Raw genomic sequence first — 25585 nt, forward strand, 5'->3', positions numbered from 1 at the left:
GCATCACGCGTGAAGCACATCGCGATTAAGCTCTTCGCTCACGAGTGCTACACGGAGGAAGGCATGCACGAGATCGGCTTCATCCGCGACCTCGCCCTGGTGATGCTGGTCGCGGGCGCCACCACGATCCTGTTCCATCGCCTGCGCCAGCCGGTGCTGCTGGGCTACATCCTGGCCGGCGTGCTGATCGGTCCGCATACGCCGGGCATGCTGGTGGCGGATGCGCAGGCCATCGACGACATCTCGAATCTCGGCGTGGTGTTGCTGATGTTCACGCTGGGCCTGGAGTTCAGCGTGCGCAAGCTGCGCGAAGTCGGTATCGGCGTGCTGCTCGTGGCGGTGCTGGAAGTCGGGCTGATGCTGTGGGTGGGCACGGGCCTGGGGCAGTCGTTCGGCTGGAAGGGGATCGACGCGCTGTTCCTGGGGGCGATCATCGCGCTGTCCTCGACCATGGTCGCCACCCGTACGTTGAAAGAGAGCGGCAAGCAGGCGCAGCCGTTCGCGAAACTGGTGGTCGGGCTGCTGGTGGCCGAAGACGTGCTGGCCATCGTGATGCTGACCCTGCTCACTGCCGTGGCGATCGGCGGCACCGTGCATGCGGATGCCGCGCTCGCGCTGATCGGGCACCTCGGACTGTTCGTGGTGGTGGGCATGATCCTGGGGCTGCTGCTGCTGCCGCGGCTGGTGGATTACGTGGCCGGTTTCGGCCGCGATGAAACCTTGCTGGTGAGCGTGCTCGGCATCTGCTTCGGCGCCAGCCTGCTGGCCGTGCAGATGGGTTTCAGCGTGGCCCTGGGGGCTTTTCTCGCGGGTGCGGTGGTGGCGGAGGCGCGCAGCGTGGGGCGCGTGCTGCACCTGGTGGAGCCGTTGCGCGACATGTTCGCGGCGCTGTTCTTCGTGGCTATCGGCTTGAAGATCGATCCCACGATGCTGTGGCAATTCGCGCTGCCGGCGCTGCTGATCGCCGGTGTGGTGATCGTGGGTAAGACACTGGCCTGCGCCACGGGCATCCTCGTCCTCGGGCACGATGCGCGCACGGCGCTGCGCTCGGGGTTGGGCATGGCGCAGATCGGCGAGTTCTCGTTCGTGATCGCCACGCTGGGTCTGTCGCTGGGGGCGATCAGCGACTTCCTCTATCCCATCGCGGTGGCCGTATCGGTGCTCTGCATGGCGGCCTCGCCTTACCTCAACCGTTCGGCCGAGCATTTGGCGGATGGCCTGGCGTACGTCGTGCCGCGGTCGTTGCGCGTGCTGGCGGACAACTACAGCGGCTGGCTGGAAAACCTGAAGCCGGTGGACGACAACGCCGTGCTGGCGGCGATGCTGCGGCGCCTGCTGTGGCACATCGCGATCAACATCCTGCTGGTGGTCACCTTGTTCATGATCGGCGCCTACGTGAACGCGCATGGCTGGGATTGGTTCTCGCAGTTCGGCATCCACCGCGATCTCCGCCATACGCTGATCTGGGCCTGCGCGCTGTTTCTCTCGCTGCCGATGTTGATCGCGGTGTACCGCAAGGCCGAGGCGCTGGGCATGCTGCTGGCCGAGCTGGGCATCCGCGAGCGCTTCGCCGGGGCCTATACGCAGGCGATCCGCAACGTGCTGGCGCGGGTGATTCCGCTGGCCACCCTGTTCGCGCTGGCGCTGCTGGTCGGTGCACTGGGCTCGGCGATCCTGCCGCCCCGGGGCGTGCTGCTGTCGCTGCTGGTGGCGGGCGTGGCCCTGGCGGTGATCCTGTGGCGTACGTTGGTGAAGCTGCATGCGCGCCTGCAGGCGGCCCTGCGGGAGACGCTGGACAAGCCGGAGCAGGGCAATTCCGCCTGATCGGGCGAATGCCCCGGAAACCGCCGGCCGCTTCGGCTGAACCTTTCCGCAGCTTGACTGTCCCAGACAGGTCCGATTGCAAGCTAGCCGCATGCGACTCACAATGGGCGAACATGCCTCCATGGCGGGGGCCCGGCCGGCGGTACCGGCATATCCAAAACGAGGGAGTTCCGAATGAAGCATTTTCTGCGCCCCACGCTGACAGCGGTGGCGATGACCGCGGCGCTGGGCCTGACGGCGGGTGCGTTCGCCGCCCAGACAACCACCAAGGCCTCCAGCAGTGCCAGCGGCACGGTCGACAAGACCAAGGCCAGCTACGTGGTGGGCTGGGAGATTGCTTCCCAGGTTCCGCCGATCATGCGCGAGGAGCTGGACCCGACCACCGTGGCGAACGCGGTGAAGGCTGCGCTCTCCGGCGAAAAGCCGACCATGAGCGAGGCCGAGGCCAAGCAGGTGCATGACGCCTTCATGGCCAAGATCAAGGCCAAGTACGAAGCCGAAATGGCCAAGGAAGCCGCCAAGAACAAGACCGAGGGCGACGCCTTCCTCGCCAAGAACCGCAGCCAGCCTGGCGTGAAGGTCACCGCCTCGGGCCTGCAGTATCAGGTCATCAGCCAGGGTACCGGCGCTCGCCCGGGTCCGGGCGACACGGTGAAGATCAACTACACTGGCACCTTCGTCGACGGCACGGTGTTCGACGCCTCGGCCAAGCATCCTGGCGGTGGCCCGGCCGACATCCCGCTGGCTGGCGTGATCCCCGGTTTCCGCGAGGGTCTGCAGCTGATGCAGGTGGGCGGCCACTACAAGCTGTTCATCCCGGCGAACCTGGCTTACGGCTCGCAGCCGCAGCCGCCGATGCCGCCGAACGCCACGCTGATCTTCGACGTGACGCTGGTCAGCACCAAGGCGACCCCGGCTTCGGCCGCCGGCGCCGGCAATGGTGGTGCGGGCGGTGGCGACAGCGGCCAGTAAGCGCTGTTGTCCGATCCACGACGAGAGGGCGCGAAGCGATTCGCGCCCTCTTGTTTTTCCGTTGTCGCAACCGCCGCGCGCTAGAATGCGCGTTCGCGTTTTCCTGGAATCGATCGCACGATGAAAGTCACGATTTTCGGTACCGGCTATGTCGGCCTGGTCACCGGCGCCTGCCTCGCCGAGATGGGCAACCACGTGGTGTGCGTGGACATCGACGCAGGCAAGGTCGAGCGCCTGAAGCGCGGCGAGATTCCGATCTACGAGCCGGGGCTGGAGCCCATCGTCAAGCGCAACCATGCCGACGGCCAGCTCGATTTCACCACCGATGCGGCTGCCGGCATTGCGCATGGCGACGTGATCTTCATCGCGGTGGGCACCCCGCCCGACGAGGACGGCAGCGCCGACCTGCAGTACGTGTTGAGCGTGGCGAAGACCATCGGCCGGCACATGGACCGCTACACCGTGGTGGTGAACAAATCCACCGTGCCGGTGGGCACCGCCGACCGCGTGCGCGCGGCGATCGCGCCAGAACTGGCGGCGCGCGGCGCCGGCGTCGAATTCGACGTGGTTTCCAATCCCGAATTCCTCAAGGAAGGCGACGCGGTGGAGGATTGCCTACGTCCCGACCGCATCGTGATCGGCAGCGGCAGCGCGCGCGCGGTGACGGTGCTGCGCAAGCTGTATGCGCCGTTCAACCGCAACCACGAGCGCATCGTGGTGATGGACGAACGTTCCGCCGAACTGACCAAATACGCCGCCAACGCAATGCTGGCGACCAAGATCAGTTTCATGAACGAGATCGCCAACATCGCCGAACATGTGGGTGCCGACGTGGAGCTGGTGCGCCAGGGCATCGGCGCCGATCCGCGCATCGGCTACCACTTCATCTATCCCGGCGCGGGTTACGGCGGCTCCTGCTTCCCCAAGGACGTGCAGGCGCTGGAGCGCACCGCGCGTGGCGTGGGCTACGAGGCGCGCCTGCTCGGCGCGGTCGAGGCGGTCAACCATGACCAGAAGACCAAGCTGTTCGACCTGATCTCGCGCCACTTCGAAGGCGACCTGCGCGGCAAGACTGTTGCGCTGTGGGGTCTGTCCTTCAAGCCGAACACCGATGACATGCGCGAAGCCTCCAGCCGCCGCCTGATGGAGGCGTTGTGGTCGGCAGGAGCGCGCGTGCGTGCCTTCGACCCCGAGGCGCGCGAGGAAACCCGGCGTATCTACGGCGAGCGCGACGACCTCGCGTTGTGCGAACACGCGTGGGATGCGCTGGCAGGCGCCGATGTGCTGGCCATCGTCACCGAATGGAAGGCTTTCCGCAGCCCGGACTTCGCGCGCATCTGTGCCGCGCTGAAGACGCCGGCGATCTTCGACGGCCGCAACCTTTACGATCCGGCCACGGTCGAAGAAGCGGGCCTGGCGTACTACGGCATCGGGCGTGGCCGCAGCCTGCAGGTGACCCGCTGATGGATGCGATCGAGCAGCGCCTTGCCGACCTGGAAGTGCGGCTGACCTTTATCGACGACACCGTGCAGGCGCTGGCTGCGGCGGACGCCGAGCAGGCCATGCGCATCGTCGAACTGGAGCGCGTGCTGCACCTGCTGCGGCAGGAGCTGCAGAGCGTGCGCCTAGGCTCCGCGTCCGATCCGCACAGTGAACCGCCTCCGCCGCATTACTGAAAAGTGCGGCCATGGATGGCCGCCCGTTTGATCTTCGCGATCATGGATGATCGCAAAAGGTATCGAAAAGTGCGGTCATGGATGGCCGTCCGTTTGATTTCCGCGATCTCCCGATCAACGATCGATCGCAAATAATAGACATCAGGCACCACCGGAATCACGAGCATGAGCGAATCCCTGCGCGACCAGCTGCTGAAGAGCGGCCTCGTCAAGCAAATCCGCGAGGAAAAGCGCGGCAACGAAGGCAAGGGCAGGCCGTCCGGCAAGCCCCAGGGCCATGGCGGCAAGTCGTCGGCGCCGCCACGCCGCAGCCAGGAAGAGATCGACCTCGCCAAGGCCTATGCGATCCGCGCACAGAGCGACGCGAACGAGCGCAAACGCGCCCAGCAGGAGGCCGAGGAACAAGCGCGCCTGCGTCGCGAGCGCAAGCAGAAGATCCAGCAGCTGCTGGACGGCAGGACCTTGAACAAGGCCGAAACCGACCAGGTGCGCAATTTCGAATATGGCGGCAAGATCCGTCGCATCCATGTCGACGCGGGCCAGTTGGCCGCGCTCAACGCCGGCGAACTGGGCGTGGTGCAGCAGGCGGGGCGTTACCTGCTGGTCACGCGCGAAATCGCCGAACAGGTGCGCGCGATCGACGGACACCAACTCGCCTTGCTGGTCGATCCGAGTGCTGCCGGCGACGATGACGGCGTACCCGACGACCTGGTCTGGTAATCCGTCACCACCATGACAAAACGCCCGGCCATGTGCCGGGCGTTTTGTCATGGTTGGCTGGGTGATTTCAGGCGAAGTCGGCTGTCGCCGCCAGCGCCGGATGATCCCATCCTTCCTTGGGCGTGAAGCGGGCGCCATGGCGCTGTGCCAGCTGTTCAAGCTTTGCCTTCACCGCGCCAGCGCCTTCGCTGCGCAGGTACTGAATCGGGCCGCCGCGGAAAGGCGCGAAACCGGTGCCGAAGATCACGCCGGCGTCGAGCAGATCGGCATCGTCCACCACGCCGTCGGCGAGGCAGGCCACGGCTTCGTTCACCATGGCGAGGATCATGCGGTCGACAAGGTCGGGCGCGGGCTGGTAATCGGGGTCGACTTCCGGCTTGATCGGCTTGCCGTCCTGCCACACGTACAGGCCCTGTCCGTCCTTCTTGCCGCGCTTGCCGGCGTCGAGTTTTTCCTCCAGGCCGGGCGGCAATTCCAGGCCCAGGAAGGGCGCCAGTTCCTTGCCCACCGAGGCGCACACGTCCAGGCCCACGGTGTCGGCGAGTTCGATCGGCCCCATCGGCATGCCGAACTGTTTGGCGACCTTGTCCAGCACCGGGCCGGGCACGCCTTCGTTGTACAGGCGCAACGCTTCCAGCAGGTAGGGCATCAGGATGCGGTTGACCAGAAAGCCCGGCGTGCCCTTCACCGCCACCGGCAATTTGCCGATGGCCTTGCAGAAGGCCAGCGCGCGCTTCTCGATGGCCGGGTCGAGTGCATCGTGGCGCACCACTTCCACCAGTGGCATCTGTGCCACCGGGTTGAAGAAATGCAGGCCGAGGAAACGCTGTGGTGCCTTGAGGTTCTTGCGCAGTTCGTCCAGCGGGATGCTCGAGGTGTTGCTGGCAAGGATCTCGTCGCCTTGGAATTGCGGCTCGATGGCGGCGTACAGCGCCTCCTTGGCCTCGGCGTTTTCGTAGATCGCCTCGATGGCGAGGTCGGCGTTCTTCACACCGGCGCCTTCCACGTCGGCGCGCAGGCGGCGGGTGGCGGCTTCGATCTTCTCCGGCGTCTTGAGCTTTTTCTCGTAGAGCTTGCGGGCGCGATCCAGCGCGGGCTGGATGAACTTCATCTCGCGATCCTGCAGGGTCACGTCGAAACCCTTCAGGGCGACCCATGCGGCGATGTCCCCGCCCATCACGCCGGCCCCCACCACATGCACGTGCTTGATGCCGTGCTCGGTACCGGCGCCCTGGTTCTTCAACCGTTCCTGCAGGAAGAACAGCCGGATCAGGTTGTGCGCGGTAGACGTCTCGGCCAGCTTGGCCACCGACCGGGCTTCCAGCTTCAGACGCTGCCTGATGTCGCCGCCGCCACGTTGCCACACGTCGATCGTCGCGAAGGGCGCGGGGTAGTGTTCCTTGCGTACCTTGGCGGCGGTTTGCTTCAGTACCATGGGCGCGAGGATCTGCCGCGCCGGCCAGCAGTTGGTGAGCCACGCTTTGGCACGCCGGACAAAGGGGCGTGCCTGTGGGCGGCGCAGCAGGGCTCGCGCCTCGGCCAGCAGCTCCTCGGGCGGCGCCAGGCGATCAACCACGCCAAGCGCCAGCGCGCGCTTCGCCGACAGCGTCCTGCCAGTGAGCAGCAACGGCAGCGCCTCGGGCGCGCCGATCAGCCGCGGCAGGCGTGCCGTGCCGCCCCAGCCGGGATGGATGCCCAGCATCACTTCGGGCAGGGCAATCCTCGTTTTATCGTCGTCCGCCGCGATGCGCTGGCGGCAGGCCAGCGCCAATTCCGTGCCGCCGCCCATACAGGCGCCGTGGATCGCAGCCACCGTGGGGCAGGGCAGCCGGGCCAGCGCCTCGTAGACGCGCTGGCCGTTCTCGATGTTTTCCAGCACGCTGCCCTGCTTGGCGTATTCCACGAATTCCTTGATGTCGGCACCCACCGCAAACCCGGCGGGTTTGGCGGAATGGACGATCACGCCGGCGGGTCGCTCGATCGCCAGGCGTTCGACGATCTGGCCCAGCTCGTCCAGCACGGCGCGGTTGATCGCGTTGACGCCGCTGCCGGCGCGGTCGAGGCTGAGGGTGACGATGCCGCGTTCGTCCAGGCTCGTCTTCCAGTGGTTGAAGCGCAGTCCTTCGAACATGGGCGGGGAACGGTGGCGGAAGAAGCCCAAACCATACCGTTCCGTCTGGACGAATGCGAGATGCGGGAAGCATGCGGGCGGACGGCGCCGCAGGGATTTGCGGCTTTCGATCGATCGAATGTGAACCGGTTCGCCGTCCGCAGCGGTCGCGGACCAGCAGAACGGATGCAAACCGTGGAAAATGTGTACGGCGATCGGCGGCCAGCAAACCATCCCGCCGCCGGTCGACTCAGGGAGTCGCGATGACATCGATGATGGGCATGCGCTTGCCGTCTTCCGGCCATGACGTCTTCGAACGGATACTGGCCGCATCGGCTGGTGTGGTGGCTGTGCGCAGCGAGGACGGCGAGGCCTTGCTGGACCAGTTCCGCAGCATTGCCCGCCACAGCGGCCAGGCGGTGTACCTGTGGCGTCCGGACCAGGGCATGTCCAGCCTGCGCGATGCGCAGGCGCGCGTGCCCGACGCGCTGCGCCTGGGCCAGGCGTTGCGCTACATGCAGCAGAGCATGCATTTCGGCATCTATCTGCTGCAGGAACTGGAAGTGCCGCTGTCCGCGGCCGACCTCGCCACGCTGCGCCAATTGGCCCGGGCTACCACCGGGCAGCTGCGCCGCGTCGTGCTGCTCAATGCGCCGCTGGCTCTGGTCGAGCAGTTGGGCGACCTCATCACGCGCATCGATGGCGGATCCGAAATGCAGCAGCGCCTGCGCCTGCGCGATGGCCGCTGGCTGAGCGGGCCGGTATGAGCGAGGGCATTCTTGTCCTGGCCGAGCGGCGCGATTTGCGTCGCCGCCTGTTCGACGTGTTCGATCAGGCAGGCTACCGCCACATCCACAGCGCGCGCGATGCGCAGCATGCGGCGATCCTGATGGAAGGGCGCCCGCCGCTGGAGCTGATGGTGGCCATGCTCGGCAGCGATGCCGCGCAGGCACGCCAGTGCTGCGAGCAGCTGCGTACCCTGGGCGCCGGCGGCAACGTGCCATTGCTGGCGATCCTCGACGAGGAAGTGCCGCTGCAGTCTGCGCAGCTGCCCGATTATGTCGTCGGCTGGCTGCACGCCGCACAGATCGAAACCGAGTTGCTGGCGCGCTGGAAGCATCTGCCGCCTGCGGCCCAGGCGGCGGTGTCAGCGCAAGCTTCCGGGGCGGCGGAAAGCGCGCTTGCGCTGCTGGCACGCATCTTCGCCACCAGTGGCGATGTCACGCGCGATGCCACTGCGCGGCTCCTGTTCGACGAGCTGGCGCTGGATTATTTCGCGGTATGGCCGGTGCACAACGACAGCCATGAACTCCAGGCGCCGCTGTTGCAACTGTGGAACGGCGAAGAGCCGGCGTGGCCGCAGGGCGATTCGCAAGTGCTGCTGCGTCACGTGCTGGGCGGCGAGCCGGTGCTGTATCGCAGCGATGCCCGTCAGCGGGTGCCGGACGATCCGCTGCTGTCGACGCTCGAGCTTTCCGGCTTCGTCGGCTTGCCTTTGCTCGACGAGCGCCGCGTGGTACTGGGCGCGATGCTGGCCGGCACCCGCGCCGGCTTCGGCGACATGGCCATCGTGGAGCCGCTGCTGCGCTGCGCGGCGACCCGTTTCGCGCAGGGGCTGGAGCTGGGGCTCACCCGCGAGCAGGGGCGCGCCGAAGGTTTGCTCGACGCGCTCACCGGCCTGCCGAACCGGCTGCTGTTCGGCGACCGGCTGGAGTCGATCCTGCGCGAGGCGGTGCGCAACGGCGAATGTTTCGCCGTGCTGTTCGTGGACATCGACCACTTCAAGGCGATCAACGACACTCACGGCCATGCCGTCGGCGACCACGTGCTGCAGGAGGTGACCCGCCGCCTGCGCGGAAGCGTGCGCGCCTCCGACACGGTGGCGCGCTATGCCGGCGACGAGTTCACCGTGGTGCTGCGCCATATCGTGAAGAACGAGGACGTGCACCGCATTGCCGAGAAGATCCTGCAGGTGATCGGCGAGCCGCTGCAACTGGATAACGGCACCTACCTGCAGGTCGGCGTGTCGATCGGCGTGAGCTTCTTCCCCGATGACGCGGCCGATGCGGAAACCCTGCTCAAACACGCCGACGAGGCGATGTACGCAGCCAAGCGCCAGGGGCGCAATACCTGCCGCATCTACGAGGTGAGCCCCGAATATGCGCGCCAGCACGGCATGGCCTTGCGTTCGCGGCTGCGTCATGCGCTGGGCAACGGCGAGTTGCGGCTGGTCTACCAGCCGCAGGTCGGCACCGACAGCGAAGACATCGTTGGCATGGAGGCGCTGCTGCGCTGGGAGCACCCCGAACTGGGGCCGATCAGCCCTGCGGTATTCGTGCCGCTGGCCGAAGAGACCGGACTGATCGTGCCCATCGGCGAATGGGTGCTGCGCACGGCCTGCCGGCAGGCGCGGGAATGGGAGCAGCGCTACGGACTGCGCCTGCGCCTGGGGGTGAACCTGTCGGCGCTGCAATTGATGGAAGCGAAGTTTCCGGCCACGGTGGCCCGCGCGCTGCAGGAAACCGGGCTCGATCCGGCCTTGCTGGAGCTGGAGGTCACCGAAAGCATCAGCATCAAGGCCGCGCCGAACCTGGTGGAGAACCTGCAGGCCCTGCACCGTCTTGGCTGCGGCATCGCTATCGACGATTTCGGCACCGGCGCGGCGTCGCTGGATTACCTGCGCAAGCTGCCGGCGAACCGCATCAAGGTGGACCAGAGCTTCGTGCGCAACATCGGCGTGGATCCCGACGACGAGGCCATCGTGCGTGCCACCATCGAAATGGCGCACCGGCTCAACCGCACGGTGGTCGCCGAGGGCGTGGAAACGGAGCAGCACCTTGCCTTCCTGCGTGCCCACGATTGCAACGAGCTGCAGGGCTACCTGTTCTGCCGCCCGCTGCCGGTGGCCTCCTTCGAACGCCTGCTGGCCGAGCGCCAGCAGCTGCTGGGGCTGTCGGCTGCGGTGACGGCTTGAGCGGGCCGCCCATCGTCCCCATGCTGGTCAAGCGTCAGGATGGAATCGCTACACTGGCGACGCACTGAACTTGCGCGCCGGATTCCTGTCTGACTGCGCGCTCGGTCTGGCACAGGCTCCGCATCGGAACACGGCATTGACGACGGAAACGGCCCGAACGGGCGAAAACGAACTGGACCGGGCACTGGTCGAACGCGTCCAGGGTGGCGACAAGCGTGCCTTCGACCTGCTGGTGCGCAAGTACCAGCACAAGGTGATCGCGCTGGTGTCGCGCTATGTGAAGAGCCATGCCGAATCCGAGGACATCGCGCAGGAGTCCTTCATCCGCGCCTGGCGGGCGATCGGCTCGTTCCGCGGCGACAGCGCGTTCTATACCTGGCTCTACAAGATCGCGGTGAATACCGCCAAGAACCACCTAGTGGCGATGGGGCGGCGGCCGCCTACCGACGACATCGACGCCGAGGATGCCGTATTCATGTCCGGGGCCGAGCGCATGCACGACAGCGCCACCCCCGAACGCGAATTGATGCGCCAGGAAATTGAACATTCCGTATTTTCCACTGTCCAAGCCTTGCCTGAAGAACTTCGCGTGGCCATCACGCTGCGCGAAGTAGATGGCCTGAGTTACGAGGAAATCGCCGAGCAGATGGGTTGTCCGATCGGTACGGTGCGTTCGCGCATCTTCCGGGCCCGCGAGGCGATCGACGAAAAATTGCGCCCACTCTTGTCGGGGCGCGAGGAAACGACATGAACCAGCCAGACCAGCACGCACGCGAGCATCTTTCAGCCGGCATCGACGGCGAGTTGTCGCACGAGGAACTGCGCTTCCTGCTTCGGCGGCTCGACCACGATGCCGAGTTGCGGCACGCCTGGGCGAGCTACCACGTGGCACGCGATGGCTTGCGCCGGCAACTGCCGCCGCTGGCCGGCTCCGGTTTCGTGTCGCAGGTGATGCTGGCGATCGAACAGGAAACCGTGGTGGTCGCCGCGCCACGCCAGCACCGCTGGCTGCGCTGGTCGGCCGGAGGCGCCATCGCCGCCAGCGTGGCCGCCGCGGCACTGATGGTTTCCCAACCCGCCGGCAACCATTCCGGTCGCTCGGTGGCCCCGCTGACGGCGCAGGTCCCGTCGTCGGGCAAGCCGATCTCCAGCACGCCGACGGTCGCATTGCAGTCGAAAGTAGCCGTGGCGCCGCCGTGGTTGAGCGGCAAGACGCCGGGCCTGCTCAGCCAGCAGGCGTCGGCCACGCTGGGTGCGCCGGCCAATGCGGATTTCTCATCCTATGGCCGCGGCACGTCGCCGTTCCGGACGCAGCGCCTCCGCACGCTGGACAACCACGACGGCAGTTACCTGATCCTGCTTGACCCCGCCCAGCAGCAGGTGCCGGACGCGCCGCGCCAGAGCGCCGTCAACGCACAGTGAGGCTGAGCCGCGTGCCCGTTCCGCGGTCGTCGTCTCCCTTAATTTTCGCCTACCCCCTCACGGCCCACCCGGGCCGTGGATGGTGCGTGCCTGTTTCCCCGATTGAAGCCCTGAAGGAGGCGTCATGAATTCCCCCATCCTGCGCAGCTCCCGCCTGAGCCTGTTGGTGTGCTGTGCCCTGGTCGGTACGGCTTTCGCCGGGCCCGGCGTGCATGCCCAATCCGCGCCGGCCATGGCTTCGTTGCCGGATTTCACCGGCATCGTGCAGCGGAATGCGCCTGCCGTGGTGCAGGTGGAAGCCAAGTACGACGGCGGCGACAAGCCCAGTGTCCGTGGCAAGCAAGGGCAGGGCGGCATGCCGGACGATCCGCAGGCCGAATTGTTCCGCCGTTTCTTCGGCATGCCGGCGATGCCTTCGCCGGAGGAGCAGGCGCATACCTCGCTGGGTTCGGGCTTCATCATTTCCGGTGACGGCTACATCCTCACCAACAACCACGTGGTCGATCATGCGGACAGGGTGATCGTGCGGCTGCAGGACCGGCGCATCCTCGACGCCAAGGTGGTGGGTACCGATCCCACCTACGACATCGCCCTGCTCAAGGTGAGCGCGGGCGCCAACCTGCCCACGGTGAGCATCGGCGATTCGCACAGCCTCAAACCCGGCCAGTGGGTGCTGGCCATCGGCTCGCCGTTCGGTTTCGACTACACCGTGACCCAGGGCATCGTGAGCGCCGTGGGCCGCAATCTGGGTAGCGACGACCAGCCCTACACCTCGTTCATCCAGACCGACGTGCCGATCAACCGTGGCAATTCCGGTGGCCCGCTGTTCAACCTGCAAGGCCAGGTGGTGGGCATCAACTCGCAGATCTATTCCGGTACGGGTGGCTACCAGGGCGTGTCGTTCTCGATCCCGATCGACATGGCGATGAACGCGGTGAACCAGCTCAAGACCAAGGGCTACGTGACGCGCGGCCAGCTCGGCGTGCATGTGCAGGCGGTCACCGATGACATGGAGAAGGCCTACCACCTGCCGGATGCTTCCGGAGCGGCCGTGACGGACGTGTCCTCTGGCAGTGCGGCCGACAAGGCTGGCATCCAGGCCGGAGACATCATTCTCAGCTACGACGGGCATGCCATCAGCAGTCCCCCGGATCTGCCGCCGCTGGTAGCCATGACCCAGCCGGGCACCCGGGTGCCGCTGGGGATTTTGCGCAAGGGCAGCAAGCAGACCGTGCAGGTCACCGTCGGCACGATGCCGCGCGACCAGGATGCGGTGGACAGCAGCAGTGCGGCTCCGAGTGCGGACAATGGTGGTGCTGCGGCGCTGGGGCTCACTATCAAGCCGCTGGACAGCGCCACCCGCCAGCAGATGAACCTGAAGCCGGGGCAGGGCGTGCTGGTGGGCGACGTCACCGGCGATGCCGCAGCCCAGGCCGGCCTGCAGCCGGGCGACGTGATCCTGATGGTGAACCAGCAGCCGGTGGGCAGCGTGGAAGCGTTCCGCGCCGCCACCAAGGGCGTGAAGGCCGGTTCCACGGTGCTGCTGCTGGTGCGCCGCAATGGCCAGAGCGCCTTCATCGGCCTGACTGTGCCCAGCGGAAAGTGATGACGGCGGGCGCGGCGGCCTGACCGGCTGCCGCGCCGCGCGCCGCCGCGGTTCCATGCGACAATATGGGGTTCATGTCGCCGCTCTGGCGGCTTCCCCCAAGGCAAGGCTGGCTGTCCGCGCTCCATGGAACTGATCCGCAACTTCTCCATCATCGCTCACATCGACCACGGCAAGTCCACGCTGGCGGATCGCATCATCCAGATCTGCGGAGGCTTGGCCGAGCGCGAGATGGAAGCGCAAGTACTGGACAACAACCCGATCGAGCGCGAGCGTGGCATCACGATCAAGGCGCAGTCGGTGTCGCTGCCGTACAAGGCGCGCGACGGCAAGACCTACCAGCTCAACTTCATCGACACGCCCGGCCACGTGGACTTCTCGTACGAAGTCAGCCGTTCGCTGGCCGCGTGCGAGGGCGCGCTGCTGGTGGTGGACGCCGCGCAAGGAGTCGAGGCGCAGTCCGTCGCCAACTGCTACACCGCAGTGGAGATGGGGCTGGAAGTGGTGCCCGTGCTCAACAAGATCGACCTGCCCACCGCCGACATCGACAAGGTGAAGGGCGAGATCGAGGCGGTGATCGGCATCGACGCCACCGACGTGGTGGCGATCAGCGCCAAGACCGGCCTCAACGTGACCGAGGTGCTGGAAGCCATCGTGGCGCGCATCCCACCGCCGAAGCCGCGTGACACCGACAAGCTGCAGGCGTTGATCATCGACTCCTGGTTCGACAACTACCTCGGCGTGGTGTCGCTGGTGCGCGTGATGCAGGGCGAGATCAAGCCGGGCGACAAGCTGCTGGTGATGTCCACCGGCCGCGTGCACGAGGTGGACGACGTCGGCGTGTTCACGCCCAAGCGCAAGAAGCTGGACAGGCTCGCGGCAGGCGAGGTGGGCTGGATCAACGCCTCGATCAAGGACGTGCACGGCGCGCCGGTGGGCGACACGCTCACGCATGCCGGCAAGCCTGCCTCCGAACCGCTGCCCGGCTTCCAGACCATGCAGCCGCGCGTGTTCGCCGGCCTGTTCCCGGTCTCGGCCGACGATTTCCCGGCGATGCGCGAAGCACTGGACAAGCTGCGTCTCAACGATGCTGCGCTGTTCTTCGAGCCGGAAAGCTCCGAGGCGATGGGCTTCGGTTTCCGCTGCGGCTTCCTCGGCATGCTGCACATGGAGATCGTGCAGGAACGCCTGGAGCGCGAGTACGACCTCAACCTCATCACCACGGCGCCCACCGTGGTGTACGAAGTGCTGAGGACCGACGGTACGGTGCTGGCGCTGGACAACCCGGCCAAGCTGCCGCCGGTGCCGCAGATCGACGAGATCCGCGAGCCCATCATCGTGGCCAGCATCCTCACGCCGGAAGCCTACATCGGCAACATCGTCACGCTGTGCCAGGAAAAGCGCGGCGTGCAGCGCTCGATCCAGTACCTGGCGACCCAGGTGCAGATCACCTACGAGCTGCCGCTGGCCGAGGTGGTGCTGGATTTCTTCGACCGCCTGAAGTCGGTGTCGCGCGGCTATGCCTCGATGGACTACCACTTCGAGCGCTTCGACGCCGGCCCGTTCGTGCGCGTGGACGTGCTGATCAACGGCGACCGCGTGGATGCGCTGTCGCTGATCGTGCACCGTACGCATGCGGATCGCCGCGGCCGCGAGCTGGTGGAGCGCATGAAGGACCTGATCCCGCGCCAGCAGTTCGACGTGGCGATCCAGGCGGCGATCGGCGCGCAGATCATCGCGCGCTCCACCGTGAAAGCCTTGCGCAAGAATGTTCTGGCGAAGTGCTACGGCGGCGACGTCAGCCGCAAGAAGAAGCTTCTGGAAAAGCAGAAAGAAGGCAAGAAGCGCATGAAGCAGGTCGGCCGGGTGGAGATTCCGCAGGAAGCCTTCCTCGCCGTGCTGCGGACAGACAAATAAGAAGCGGCACTCTTCTTCTCAGGGAGTAAGCATGGAATTCGATTTTTCCGCCATCCTGCTGGCCCTCACCGTGCTGTTCGGCGTGGTGTGGGGACTGGACCGGCTGTTTTTCTACAAGAAGCGCAAGGCGCGGCTGGATGCGGCGGGCGGCGAATACGTCGATCCCGTGGCGGTGGACTGGGCCCGTTCGCTGTTCCCGGTGGTGCTGGTGGTGCTGGTGCTGCGCTCCTTCGTGGCCGAGCCGTTCCGCATTCCTTCCGGTTCGATGATGCCGACGCTGGACGTGGGCGATTTCATCCTGGTGAACAAGTTCGCCTACGGCCTGCGCATGCCGGCGTTCAACACCAAGTTCCTCGACATCGGCGAGCCGAAGCGCGGCGACGTGGTGGTGTTCCGTTTCCCGGGTTATTTGTGCCACCAGCCGGATGGCTCGCTGGCCCGCGTAGGCGGTGACGAAGGCAACGGTTCGCCGGCGATCGGTCCCGAGCAGACCTGCCCGAGCCCGCTGCTGCCGGTGCAGAACCAGAACTGGATCAAGCGCGTGATCGGCCTGCCGGGCGACACGGTGGAAATCCAGGGTTCCGACCTGCTCATCAACGGCAAGCCGGTGCCCGCCGACGAGGTTGGTCCCTTCGTGGGCAACCCGCAGCGCGACGAGGATCGACTGATGCTGGACATGGGAGCCACCATCTGGGTCGAGCACCTGGTGCGCGAGGACGGCAAGGTGGTCAACCACACCATCGCGCGCATGCCGGCCTACACCACGCCCAACTCGATTCCGAACACGGTGGTGCCCTCCAAGGTGCCGCCAGGTTGCTATCTGGTGATGGGCGACAACCGCAACAACAGCCAGGACAGCCGCTGGTGGGGCTGCCTGCCGGAGAAGAATCTGGCGGGCAAGGCTTTCATGATCTGGATGAGCTGGAAGGGCTGGGGTACCGGCGGCGTGGATTTCCACCGTATCGGCAACATCATCCATTGACGTGCTGACCATTGTCGCGACACGGCTGCTGGCATAATTAACCCGTGCCGGCCGTGGGTCGGTAACACACAAGCACAGCCGGGCGTGCCGGCAGCATGGCGAGGGGACTATGAAAACTAAACAGTCTGGCGTGACCCTGATCGGCTTTCTGGTGATCCTGCTGGTAGTCGGCTTCTTCGGTTTCATGGCGATGAAGCTGGTGCCCGCCTATACCGAGTACGGTGGGGTGGTGAAGGCGATGAACGGTGTCGCCACTTCCGGTACCGAAGGCAAGTCGCTGGACGAGATCCGCCGCGCACTGCTGCGCCAGATGGATTTCCAATACGTGAGTGATTCCACCGTCGCGCCCACCGACATCACGATCACCCGCGACGCCGGCGGCACCAGCATGCTGAACGTGAATTACGACAAGGACGTGCCGTTCATGTACAACATCGACTTCCTGCTGCATTTCAGCAAGAGCGTGCAGCTGCAAGGCAACGTGAGCCAGTGAGTCGCAACAAGTGAGCCGATACGCTTGGCCCTGAACTACCGTTTCCGTGATCCCGAGCTCGCTGCGCTGGCGCTGACCCATCGCAGCGTCGGCAAGCCGAACAACGAGCGCCTGGAATTTCTCGGCGATGCGCTGCTGGGCGCTTTCGTGGCCGAAATGCTGTACGAGGCGCATCCCAAGGCCACCGAGGGCGAGCTGTCGCGGCTGCGTGCGCAACTCGTCAACGGCCAAGTGCTGGCGGAGATCGCTCGCGGGCTGGAACTGGGCGACGCACTCAAGCTCGGCCCCGGCGAGTTGAAGAGCGGCGGTTTTCGCCGCGACTCCATTCTCGCCGATGCGTTCGAGGCTTCGCTGGCGGCGGTTTTCCTCGATGGCGGCCTCGACGCCTGCCGGCAGGTGGTGCGCGAGCTGTTCGGCGAGCGTATCGCCACGCTGCAGCGCTCCTCCAAGGACGCTAAGACCCGCCTGCAGGAATGGCTGCAGGGACGCGGCCACGCGCTGCCGCTGTATGAGCTGATCGACAGCCGCGGCGAGGATCACGCCAAGATCTTCGACGTGCGCTGCACGGTGACCGAACCGCAGGCGTACAGCGCCGAAGCCAGCGGCCTCAGCCGCCGCCACGCCGAACAGGACGCTGCCGAAATCGTGCTGGCCACGCTGGCCGCGCAGGCACAAGGCAGCTGAAAACACGTCGCGCGGCGCATGGCCGTCGTCGCGCGCACTACAATGGCCGTACTCCACCGAGCATTCGTCACCCCATGGACCACACCATCGAAATCGATGCCGGCCCCGCGCTGCCGCACGGCGACTACCGTTGCGGCCTGGTCGCGCTGGCCGGCCGGCCGAACGTGGGCAAGTCGACCCTGCTCAATGCGCTGATCGGCTTCCGCCTCTCCATCGTCAGCCCGCGGCCGCAGACCACGCGCCATCGCATTCTCGGCATCGCCAGCAGCGAGGCGGGGCAGATCCTCTACGTCGATACGCCCGGCCTGCACCGCGGCGCCAAGCGGGCGATGAACCGCAGCCTCAACCGTGCCGCGCGTGCCGCGATCAGCGATGTCGATCTGGTGGTGCAGGTGATCGAGGCCGGCCGCTGGACCGACGAGGACGAGGCGCTGTACGCCGCGCTCACGGAGCAGAAGGCGCCGCGCATCCTGGTCATCAACAAGGTGGACCTGAGCAAGGACAAGGGCGCGTTGCTGCCGTTCGTGGCCTCGCTCAGCGAGAAGCATACCTACGACGAGATTCACTACGTCAGCGCGCTGAAGAAAAAGGGCCTGGCCGAGCTGGAACGCGCCATCCTCGCCCGACTGCCGGTGCGTGCACCGGTCTATGGCGAAGACGAGATCACCGATCGCAGCGAGCGTTTCCTCGCCGCCGAGATGGTGCGCGAACAATTGATGCTGCGGCTCGACCAGGAGCTGCCTTACGCCACCACGGTGGAGATCGAGCAGTTCAACGATCGTCCTGACGGCGTGGCCGAGATCCACGCGGTGATCTGGGTGGAGCGCGATGGCCAGAAGGCCATCGTCATCGGCCAGGGCGGCGCCCAGCTCAAGGCCATCGGCACCGCCGCACGCCGCCACATGGAGCACCTGTTCGAGCGCAAGGTCTTCCTCAAGCTGTGGGTGAAGGTGCGCGAGGGCTGGGTGGACGACGAGGCGATGCTGAAGAAGTTCGGCTACACCGACTGACGCCTGCCGGGCCGCGATGCGCCTCGACCAGCAACCCGCCTATGTGCTGCATGCGCGGCCCTACCGCGAGACATCGCTGTTGCTGGAATGCCTGACGCGCGACCACGGCCGCTTGGGCGTGGTTGCGCGCGGGGTGCGCGGAGAGCGGGCGCGCCTGCGACGCTCGCAACTGGAACCCTTCCAATCCCTGGCGCTCGACCTGCTGTTGCGCGGCGAGCTGGCCACGCTGGCCGGCGCCGAGGTGGTAGGCATGCCGCTGAGGCTGGCCGGTGAACACGGCCTGGCCGGGCTCTACCTCAACGAGCTGGTGGTGCGCCTTACCGCGAGGCAGGACGCGCAGCCCACATTGTTCGATGCCTATGCACAGACCCTGGCGCGGCTGGCCGCCAACGAGCCGCCAGGCTGGACGCTGCGCCGGTTCGAACGCGATCTGCTGGCGGCGATCGGCTACGGCTTGCAGCTGACGCACGAGGCCGGCAGCGATGAACCTTTGCAGCCTCAGGCGCATTACCGCTACGACGTGGAGGAGGGCGCGCTCCGCTGCGTTCCGGGGGCGCCGCACGCGCTGAGCGGCAGCGACCTGCTGGCGCTGGCCGACGACCGCATGCCTGAAGACCGCACGGGCATGGCGGCGCTGCGCCGGCTGATGCGCGAAGTGATCCGTTACCACCTTGGTGGCGGCGAGCTGCGCGCCTGGCGCGTTCTGGCAGGCATGCAGCCGCAGCGCTGATCCCGTTGACGGCTTTCAGTCGCCCAGTGCCCGCAGCGTGGCCGCGAGCGCATCGCGGAATCGCGCAATGGCGGGGACGCTATCGCGCGGGTCTTCGCGCAGCCGCTGCTGCAGGTAGGCCGCTTCGCCGGCCAGCGCAGGGGCGCCACAGAAGCCACAGGACGAGCGCAGCCGGTGCAGCCGGCCATCGAGCGCCGTGCCGTCGTATTCCGGCGCACCCAGGTCCTGATGCAACTGGGTCAGTTCGTGGCGCAGCAGCTGGCGCAGTGCCTGCATGGTGGAGGTATCGCCGCTGGCGCGCAGGGCCGCCTCGTCGTCCAGCACGGGCACGGCGCCGGGCAGCAAGGCCAGCACGCGTTGCAGCTCCGCGATGCCGCAGGGTTTGCGCAGCACATGGTGGAAGCCGAAAGCCAGCAGCTCGCGTTGCCTGGGCATGTCCAGCTCGGCAGAGCTGGCGACCGCCAGGCTGTCGGAAGAGGCGCCGCCGTTCGCGCGCAAGGCCGCCAGCACTTCGCGCGCGCCGGCGCCGGGCATGCGGCAGTCCAGCAACAGCAGCCCGAAAGCCTGATCGCGGGCGAGCTGCAGGGCCTGGATGCCGTCGGCACAGCTCTGCACCTGGGCGCCCAGCGAGCGGAGGCCATCGCAAAGAAAGCGGCGGCTGGCCGGGTCGTCGTCGGCCACCAGCACGTGCGGCGGCCAGGGGGCAACAGGGGCGGAGGGCATGACCGAGTCCTTGGTTCAGCTGGTTTTGGCAGAATGGCCGTACATGCGCCCGACATCAAGCCACCCGCTGCTTTGCCTGCTCCTGCTGATGGGCATCGTCCTGGCGTTGCCGGCGCGTGCGGACGTCACGGTCGCGGCGAAGCAGGTCAGCCTGCCGGGACTGCGTCTGCAGGACATGAGCGCCGTGATCAGCGAGGACCCGGCCGGTGGCCTGCACCTGCATCTGCAGGCCAGCCAGGCGGATGTTGCCGCGATGGGTTGGCGCCATGTGGGCCTGCGCCTCGATGGCCGCCTGCAGCGGGATGCACAGCTGCGCTGGACGTTCGACGGCCGCGTGCAGCTGCGCGGAGCGCCGGGCGGTGCGCTGGGCAATGCGCAGATGACCTGGACGGTGAGCCCGGACGCCAACACCATGCAGGTCGAGCTGCGGCAGGACAGAGCCATGGCCAGTGCGTGGCTGCCGCTGGACCAGCCCAGCCACGCCGAGATCAAACTCCGCCAGCTGCCGGTTGGCTGGCTGCAGGGTGTGCTGGGCAAGCTGTGGTCGGGGCGGCTGATTGCCGGCCGGGTGGATGCCGACCTCGCCCTGGATGCGGAGAGCGCGGACGTACAGTCGTCAGGCCAGTTCACGCTGGATGGGCTCGGCTTCGACAAGTCCGACGGCACGGCAGCAGGGCAGGGCGTCAGCGGCAAGGGGCGTTTCGGTTTCGACAGCGGCGGCGATGCCAGCCGGGTCACCCTGCAGGGCAGCCTGACGGGCGGCGAGCTTTCGCTCGGCGCGCTGCACGCGAAATTGCCCGAGCATCCCGTGCAAGTGGACGTGAACGCGAGCTCCCGGCAAGGCGCGCTGTCGCTTGACCGGCTGCGCGTGGACGATGCCGATGCGCTGCAGCTGGATGGTGCTCTGGCGTTCGATGCAAAAGGCAATCTGCAGAAGCTGCAGCTGGATCACTTCCACGCCAGTTTCCCGCTGGCCGGCCAGCGCTACGGCCAGGTCTGGCAGGCTGCGCTGGGCCTGCGCGATGCGCGCCTTGCCGGCCGCGTAAATGGCCGGCTGGATCTGCGCAGCGACGGCTTGCATGCCTTCGCGTTCGATACCGATGGCCTGGACCTGGCCGACGGCGACGGGCACTTCGCGGTGAGCGGCCTGCGCGGCAGTCTGGACTGGGCGGCGCAGGGGAATCGACCCGTCACCACCTTGGCCTGGCAGGGCATGCAGTACTACCGCATCCCGGTCGAGGCTGGGCAATCGCATTGGCAGAGCCGCGACGGCAGCTTGTCCTTGTCGCAACCGGCCGCCTTGCCGGTGCTGCAGGGGCAAGTGCGGCTGACCGACCTGGAATTTCACCCAGAGGCGGCCAAGGGGCAGCGCCTGGCCGCCAGCCTCACCGTCGCCGGGGTGGATATGGCCAGCCTTACGCGTGCGCTGAACTGGCCGGTCATCCCCGGCACACTAAGCGGGACGATTCCTTCCGTGCATTGGGCCGACGATAGCCTCGAACTGGGCGGTGGCCTCTCGGCGGGCGTGTTCGGCGGCACCGTGGGCATCAGCCGTCTCTCCCTACAGCAACCGTTCGGGGAGGCGCCGGTGCTGGTCGCCAGTTTCAAGCTCGACCAGCTCGATCTGTCGGCGGTGACCGGCGTCTTCGACATCGGCAATATCACCGGAAAGCTGCATGGCTTTGTCGACGACCTGCACCTGGTGGACTGGAGTCCCACCGGGTTCAAGGCTTCGTTGCTGGCCGACGGCGGCGGCCGCATCAGCCAGCGCGCGGTGAACAATCTTGCCGCGATCGGCGGCGGCGGCGTGGCCAGCGGCCTGCAGGGCGCCATGCTGAAACTCTTCAAGACTTTCAGCTACAAGCGCATCGGCTTGGATGGCACTTTGCAGGACGGGATCTGCCAGTTGGGCGGCCTGTCGACCGGCGAAGAAGGCTTCACCATCGTCGAGGGCAGCGGCCTGCCGCACCTGCAGGTACTCGGCCACCAGGCCAAGCTGGATTGGCCCACGCTGCAGCGGCGCCTGCGCGAAGCCACGAGCGGCCATGCGGCGGCGCCTCACTGAGCAGCCGAATCGGCGATAATGTCCGGTCTGCCCTTGCCGTGCCGATGCCTGCAGACCATGTCCCGATCCAACTCCCGTTCCCGCGCACCTGCCGCCGAACTCGAAGCCGATATCACCGACCTTGCCCATGATGGCCGCGGCGTGGCCCGCATCGACGGCAAGGCGGTGTTCGTCGCCGGCGCGCTCGAGGGCGAACGGGTGCGTCTGCGCCTGCGCAAGCGCCATCGGCATTTCGACGAGGGCGAGGTGGTCGAGGTTCTCACCGCCTCGCCGCATCGTGTCACGCCGCGATGCGCGCACTTCGACGTATGCGGCGGCTGCTCGCTGCAGCACCTCGACGCGGAGGCGCAGATCGCCGCCAAGCAGCGCGTGCTGGCCGACAATTTCGCGCGCATCGGCAAGGTGGAACCGGCCAGCTGGCTGCCGCCGCTGGTGGACGAGCCCTGGGGATACCGTCGCAAGGGCCGCCTTTCGGTGCGAGCGGTAGCGAAGAAGGGCCGCGTGCTGGTGGGATTCCGCGAGGACGCCAATCCGCGCTACGTGGCCGACATCCGTCATTGCGACGTAGTGCATCCCGCGCTGGGCGAGAAGATCGAACTCCTGGGCGAGCTGGTGGGCTCGCTGGATGCGGCGGCCGACATCGCGCAGATCGAGTTCGCCGCCGGCGACGATACCGTCGCGCTGGTGTTCCGCCATCTGCAGCCCCTGAGCGAAGGCGACCGCGCTGCGCTGACCGCCTTCGGCCAGCAGCACGGCTTCGCGATCTACCTGCAGCCCGGCGGCTTGAGCAGCGTGCATCCGCTGTGGCCGGAAGCGCCGCGGCTGGCGTTCAAGCTGTCGCCGGGCGGCGGCGCAGAGGACGTGGAACTGGAATTCCGGCCGCTGGATTTCGTGCAGGTCAATGCAGGCATGAACCAGCGCATGATGGCGCGTGCGATGGAACTGCTCGACCCGCAGCCCACCGACCGCGTGCTCGACCTGTTTTGCGGCCTGGGCAACTTCACCCTGCCCATCGCGCGTCGCGTGGCCGAGGTGGCGGGCGTGGAGGGCGAACACGGCCTGGTCGAGCGCGCGGGCGAGAACGCGCGGCGCAACGGCATTGCCAATGCGAGCTTCCACGTCGCCAACCTGTTCGAGAATCAGAGCGGCGCCGACTGGGCGCGCCAGCCCTGGGACAAGCTGCTGCTCGACCCGCCGCGCGCCGGCGCCGACCAGGTGCTGGCCTACCTGCCGCACAAGGCCACGCGCCGCATCGTCTATGTTTCCTGCCACCCCGCTTCGCTGGCGCGCGATGCGGGCATCCTGGTCCACCAGCACGGTTTCAGGCTCAGTGCGGCGGGTGTCATGGACATGTTCCCGCATACGGCTCATGTCGAGTCGATTGCCGTATTCGAGAGATGATTCGAGCGTTCCTCCCGGAGTGCAGGGATGCATGGAGCGACCACCCGCGAGGTAGCTCGTGCATCCAACCGCGGCATGCGAAAGTCAAAGGGCGGCTATCCATGGCAGCACTTCTCACCAACACCGCGTTCCCGTGGGAACATCGTCGCTAACAAGGTGCATTTGCCGATGGGCATCGAGATCGAACGCAAATTCCTTCTGCGCGACGACAGCTGGCGAGCGCAGGTCGAGCGCAGCGAACACCTTGCACAGGGTTACCTGATCGGCGCAGCGGCGCTGGCGGCGGGGCATGCGCGCGCTTCGGTACGCGTGCGTCACGCGGGAGACGAGGCGTGGATCAACATCAAGGCCGCGCGGCTGGGCATCGAGCGCGCCGAGTACGATTACGCGATCCCGCCGGACGATGCCGATGCCTTGCTCGCGACCTTGTGCGACGGCGTGCTGAGCAAGCGGCGCCACCACGTCACCGTGGAGGGTGTGTTGTTCGAGATCGACGAATTTCTGGGCGACAATGCCGGCCTGGTGGTAGCCGAAGTCGAGCTGCCGCAGGTGGACGCGGCATTTCCGCGGCCATCGTGGCTGGGGCGCGAAGTGAGCGCGCTGGCACGCTACTACAACGTCAACCTGGTCGCGCACCCGTATGCCCGCTGGACGCAGGCCGAGCGCGACGCCAACGATGGAGCGAATGCCTGATGCTGCTGATCGGCCTGGCCGGACTCGAAGTCGCCGAGCGCGAACGCGCATGGCTCGCCGCCCCTGGCGTGGCGGGCGTGATCCTGTTTGCACGCAATTACGCCGACCGCACGCAATTGATGGCGCTGTGCGAATCCATCCGCGACATCGGCGGCGAACACTTGCTGATTGCAGTGGACCAGGAAGGCGGTCCGGTGCAGCGCTTCCGCGAAGGTTTCACGCGCCTGCCGGCGCTGGCGCGTATCGGCGACGTCTACGACCGCGACCCCGACGAAGCCGTGCGCCTCGCCGAAGAGCATGCATGGGTGATGGCCAGCGAGCTGCGCGCCTGCGGCGTCGATTTCAGCTTTGCGCCGGTGGTGGATCTGGCGCGCGGCAATGCGGCCATCGGCACGCGTGCCTTCCATGCCGATCCGGCCGTGACGGCCGAACTCGCCGCCGCCTACGTGCGCGGCATGCATCTCGCCGGCATGGCCGCGGTGCTCAAGCATTTCCCCGGCCACGGGTCGATCGCGGTGGATACGCACAAGGCGCAAGCGGTCGACGCACGGCCACTGGAGTTGATCCGCCGCGACGATCTGCGCCCGTTCGTCGAATGCATCGCCGCGCGGGTGGAGGCGGTGATGATGGCGCACGTGGTCTATCCCGCGGTGGACGCGCTGCCGGCGGGCTACTCGCGCAAGTGGACGACCGAGATCCTGCGCGGCGAACTGGGCTTCGCCGGCGCAGCGATCAGCGACGACATCAGCATGGCCGCCGCGGGTGTGGCCGGCGGCGTGGCGGAGCGTGTGCACGGCCACCTGGACGCGGGTTGCGACCTGGTGCTGGCCTGCTTCCCCGACGTGGTGGACGAAGCCATCGCCGCCATGGTGGGCCGCCCGTCCTTGCATCCCGAGCGGCTGGCTGCGCTGCGCGGCGCCATCGGCGCCAGTTGGGACAGCCTTACCGACAATCCCCAGCGTGACCGCTTCGTCGCGCGCATCACGGCGCTGGACGCCGCACAGGGCAACGCATGAACGACAAAACTCCCTCGCTTCGCGACGCACTGGCGAATGCCGACGTGCTGTTCGAGCGCGCCGAACTGGAAACCGTGATCGCCGACCTCGGTCGCCGCATCGACACCGCGCTGGATGGCGAACGAGCGGTGTTCCTCACCGTGATGAACGGCGCGCTGATGTTCGCCGGGCAACTGGCTCTCTCGATCCGCACCGACCTCGAATTCGACTACGTGCACGCCACCCGCTACCGCGGCGCGACCAGCGGCAGCGAACTGCACTGGCTGCGCGAGCCTGCGGTGGACCTCGCCGGCCGTACCGTGCTGCTGGTGGACGACATCCTCGACGAGGGCCACACGCTGAAGGCCGTGCGCGACGACTGCCTGCGCCGCGGCGCGAAGCGCGTGCTGATCGCCAGCCTGTGCTGCAAGAAGCACGATCGCCTGGTCGAAGGCATCGCTGCCGACTTCAACGGCGTGGTGCTGCCCGACCGCTATGTGTTCGGCTACGGCATGGACTACCACGAGCAGGGCCGCAACCTGGCGGCCATCTACGCGTTGCGTTGAACGGGGCATCCACGGGGGCACG

24 protein-coding genes are annotated in these 25585 nt (G+C 66.9%); 21 read left to right on the forward strand and 3 right to left on the reverse strand.

The genetic code is table 11. The annotated features are described in order from the left end of the window. The first annotated feature begins 63 nt into the window (after positions 1–63). The 4 genes from IHE46_RS05105 to IHE46_RS05120 all read left to right on the forward strand — a co-directional run bounded on the left by IHE46_RS05105 (position 64) and on the right by IHE46_RS05120 (position 4472). Complete coding sequence (locus tag IHE46_RS05105) at positions 64–1824, forward strand: cation:proton antiporter (RefSeq protein ID WP_192163526.1); 1761 nt, start codon at positions 64–66, stop codon at positions 1822–1824. A 174-nt stretch (positions 1825–1998) separates the two neighbouring features. Next, positions 1999–2796, forward strand: a complete 798-nt coding sequence (locus IHE46_RS05110) for an FKBP-type peptidyl-prolyl cis-trans isomerase (RefSeq protein WP_192163527.1) — start codon at positions 1999–2001, stop codon at positions 2794–2796. Between the two features lie 120 nt (positions 2797–2916). Then, positions 2917–4260, forward strand: coding sequence for a UDP-glucose/GDP-mannose dehydrogenase family protein (locus tag IHE46_RS05115; RefSeq protein ID WP_192163528.1), 1344 nt, complete (start codon positions 2917–2919; stop codon positions 4258–4260). Continuing rightward, positions 4260–4472 carry a SlyX family protein gene (locus tag IHE46_RS05120; protein WP_192163529.1) on the forward strand — a complete coding sequence of 71 codons (213 nt, stop codon included), beginning with the start codon at positions 4260–4262 and terminating at the stop codon, positions 4470–4472. The genes IHE46_RS05115 and IHE46_RS05120 overlap by 1 nt, the downstream gene beginning before the upstream one ends. Here IHE46_RS05120 and IHE46_RS05125 read toward each other — a convergent pair. Then, positions 4466–4639 (reverse strand): hypothetical protein, encoded by a 174-nt coding sequence (locus IHE46_RS05125; RefSeq protein ID WP_192163530.1) that lies wholly within the window; start codon positions 4637–4639, stop codon positions 4466–4468. The genes IHE46_RS05120 and IHE46_RS05125 overlap by 7 nt on opposite strands. Between IHE46_RS05125 and IHE46_RS05130 the strand changes: the two genes are divergently transcribed. Beyond that, positions 4638–5192, forward strand: a complete 555-nt coding sequence (locus IHE46_RS05130; protein WP_192163531.1) for a DUF2058 family protein — start codon at positions 4638–4640, stop codon at positions 5190–5192. The two genes, IHE46_RS05125 and IHE46_RS05130, sit on opposite strands and share 2 nt — an antisense overlap. 67 nt (positions 5193–5259) lie before the next feature. On the opposite strand, the gene IHE46_RS05135 is transcribed toward IHE46_RS05130, so the two are convergent. Continuing rightward, on the reverse strand, positions 5260–7323 hold the full coding sequence (locus tag IHE46_RS05135) for a 3-hydroxyacyl-CoA dehydrogenase NAD-binding domain-containing protein (protein WP_192163532.1): 2064 nt from the start codon (positions 7321–7323) through the stop codon (positions 5260–5262). Positions 7324–7565: 242 nt separating this feature from the next. On the opposite strand from IHE46_RS05135, the gene IHE46_RS05140 reads away from it, so the two are divergent. The 11 genes from IHE46_RS05140 to recO all read left to right on the forward strand — a co-directional run bounded on the left by IHE46_RS05140 (position 7566) and on the right by recO (position 19120). After that, positions 7566–8069: a hypothetical protein gene (locus IHE46_RS05140; RefSeq protein ID WP_192163533.1), complete on the forward strand. Its 504-nt coding sequence runs from the start codon at positions 7566–7568 to the stop codon at positions 8067–8069. After that, complete coding sequence (locus tag IHE46_RS05145) at positions 8066–10276, forward strand: bifunctional diguanylate cyclase/phosphodiesterase (protein WP_192163534.1); 2211 nt, start codon at positions 8066–8068, stop codon at positions 10274–10276. The genes IHE46_RS05140 and IHE46_RS05145 overlap by 4 nt, the downstream gene beginning before the upstream one ends. A gap of 136 nt (positions 10277–10412) precedes the next feature. Further along, entirely contained in the window at positions 10413–11027 is a 615-nt protein-coding gene (gene rpoE / locus IHE46_RS05150) for an RNA polymerase sigma factor RpoE (RefSeq protein WP_192163767.1), read from the forward strand. Then, the gene (locus IHE46_RS05155; protein WP_192163535.1) at positions 11024–11698 is read left to right on the forward strand and encodes an RseA family anti-sigma factor; all 675 of its coding nucleotides are present in this window, start codon (positions 11024–11026) and stop codon (positions 11696–11698) included. The genes rpoE and IHE46_RS05155 overlap by 4 nt, the downstream gene beginning before the upstream one ends. 124 nt (positions 11699–11822) lie before the next feature. Further along, positions 11823–13304, forward strand: coding sequence for a DegQ family serine endoprotease (locus tag IHE46_RS05160; RefSeq protein ID WP_192163536.1), 1482 nt, complete (start codon positions 11823–11825; stop codon positions 13302–13304). Between the two features lie 126 nt (positions 13305–13430). Continuing rightward, on the forward strand, positions 13431–15221 hold the full coding sequence (lepA, locus tag IHE46_RS05165) for a translation elongation factor 4 (protein ID WP_192163537.1): 1791 nt from the start codon (positions 13431–13433) through the stop codon (positions 15219–15221). A 31-nt stretch (positions 15222–15252) separates the two neighbouring features. Next, positions 15253–16203, forward strand: a complete 951-nt coding sequence (gene lepB, locus IHE46_RS05170; RefSeq protein ID WP_192163538.1) for a signal peptidase I — start codon at positions 15253–15255, stop codon at positions 16201–16203. A 109-nt stretch (positions 16204–16312) separates the two neighbouring features. Then, positions 16313–16696: a DUF4845 domain-containing protein gene (locus IHE46_RS05175; protein ID WP_192163539.1), complete on the forward strand. Its 384-nt coding sequence runs from the start codon at positions 16313–16315 to the stop codon at positions 16694–16696. 24 nt (positions 16697–16720) lie between these two features. Beyond that, positions 16721–17380 carry a ribonuclease III gene (gene rnc / locus IHE46_RS05180; protein WP_192163540.1) on the forward strand — a complete coding sequence of 220 codons (660 nt, stop codon included), beginning with the start codon at positions 16721–16723 and terminating at the stop codon, positions 17378–17380. Between the two features lie 74 nt (positions 17381–17454). Further along, positions 17455–18390: a GTPase Era gene (era, locus tag IHE46_RS05185; RefSeq protein ID WP_192163541.1), complete on the forward strand. Its 936-nt coding sequence runs from the start codon at positions 17455–17457 to the stop codon at positions 18388–18390. Between the two features lie 16 nt (positions 18391–18406). Next, entirely contained in the window at positions 18407–19120 is a 714-nt protein-coding gene (gene recO, locus IHE46_RS05190; RefSeq protein WP_192163542.1) for a DNA repair protein RecO, read from the forward strand. Positions 19121–19135: 15 nt separating this feature from the next. On the opposite strand, the gene IHE46_RS05195 is transcribed toward recO, so the two are convergent. Beyond that, entirely contained in the window at positions 19136–19843 is a 708-nt protein-coding gene (locus tag IHE46_RS05195) for a response regulator (RefSeq protein ID WP_192163543.1), read from the reverse strand. Positions 19844–19886: 43 nt separating this feature from the next. On the opposite strand from IHE46_RS05195, the gene IHE46_RS05200 reads away from it, so the two are divergent. From IHE46_RS05200 to IHE46_RS05220, 5 genes are all read left to right on the forward strand, one after another. Then, on the forward strand, positions 19887–21908 hold the full coding sequence (locus IHE46_RS05200) for a hypothetical protein (RefSeq protein ID WP_192163544.1): 2022 nt from the start codon (positions 19887–19889) through the stop codon (positions 21906–21908). A gap of 57 nt (positions 21909–21965) precedes the next feature. After that, entirely contained in the window at positions 21966–23309 is a 1344-nt protein-coding gene (gene rlmD, locus IHE46_RS05205; protein ID WP_192163545.1) for a 23S rRNA (uracil(1939)-C(5))-methyltransferase RlmD, read from the forward strand. 168 nt (positions 23310–23477) lie between these two features. Beyond that, positions 23478–24002 carry a CYTH domain-containing protein gene (locus IHE46_RS05210; protein ID WP_192163546.1) on the forward strand — a complete coding sequence of 175 codons (525 nt, stop codon included), beginning with the start codon at positions 23478–23480 and terminating at the stop codon, positions 24000–24002. Further along, positions 24002–25018 carry a beta-N-acetylhexosaminidase gene (nagZ, locus tag IHE46_RS05215; protein WP_192163547.1) on the forward strand — a complete coding sequence of 339 codons (1017 nt, stop codon included), beginning with the start codon at positions 24002–24004 and terminating at the stop codon, positions 25016–25018. Before IHE46_RS05210 ends, nagZ begins: the two co-directional genes overlap by 1 nt. Next, the gene (locus IHE46_RS05220) at positions 25015–25563 is read left to right on the forward strand and encodes a hypoxanthine-guanine phosphoribosyltransferase (protein ID WP_192163548.1); all 549 of its coding nucleotides are present in this window, start codon (positions 25015–25017) and stop codon (positions 25561–25563) included. Before nagZ ends, IHE46_RS05220 begins: the two co-directional genes overlap by 4 nt. The last annotated feature ends 22 nt before the right edge of the window (positions 25564–25585 follow it).

Source organism: Rhodanobacter sp. DHG33 (assembly GCF_014843005.1).
Taxonomy (GTDB): Bacteria; Pseudomonadota; Gammaproteobacteria; order Xanthomonadales; family Rhodanobacteraceae; genus Rhodanobacter_A.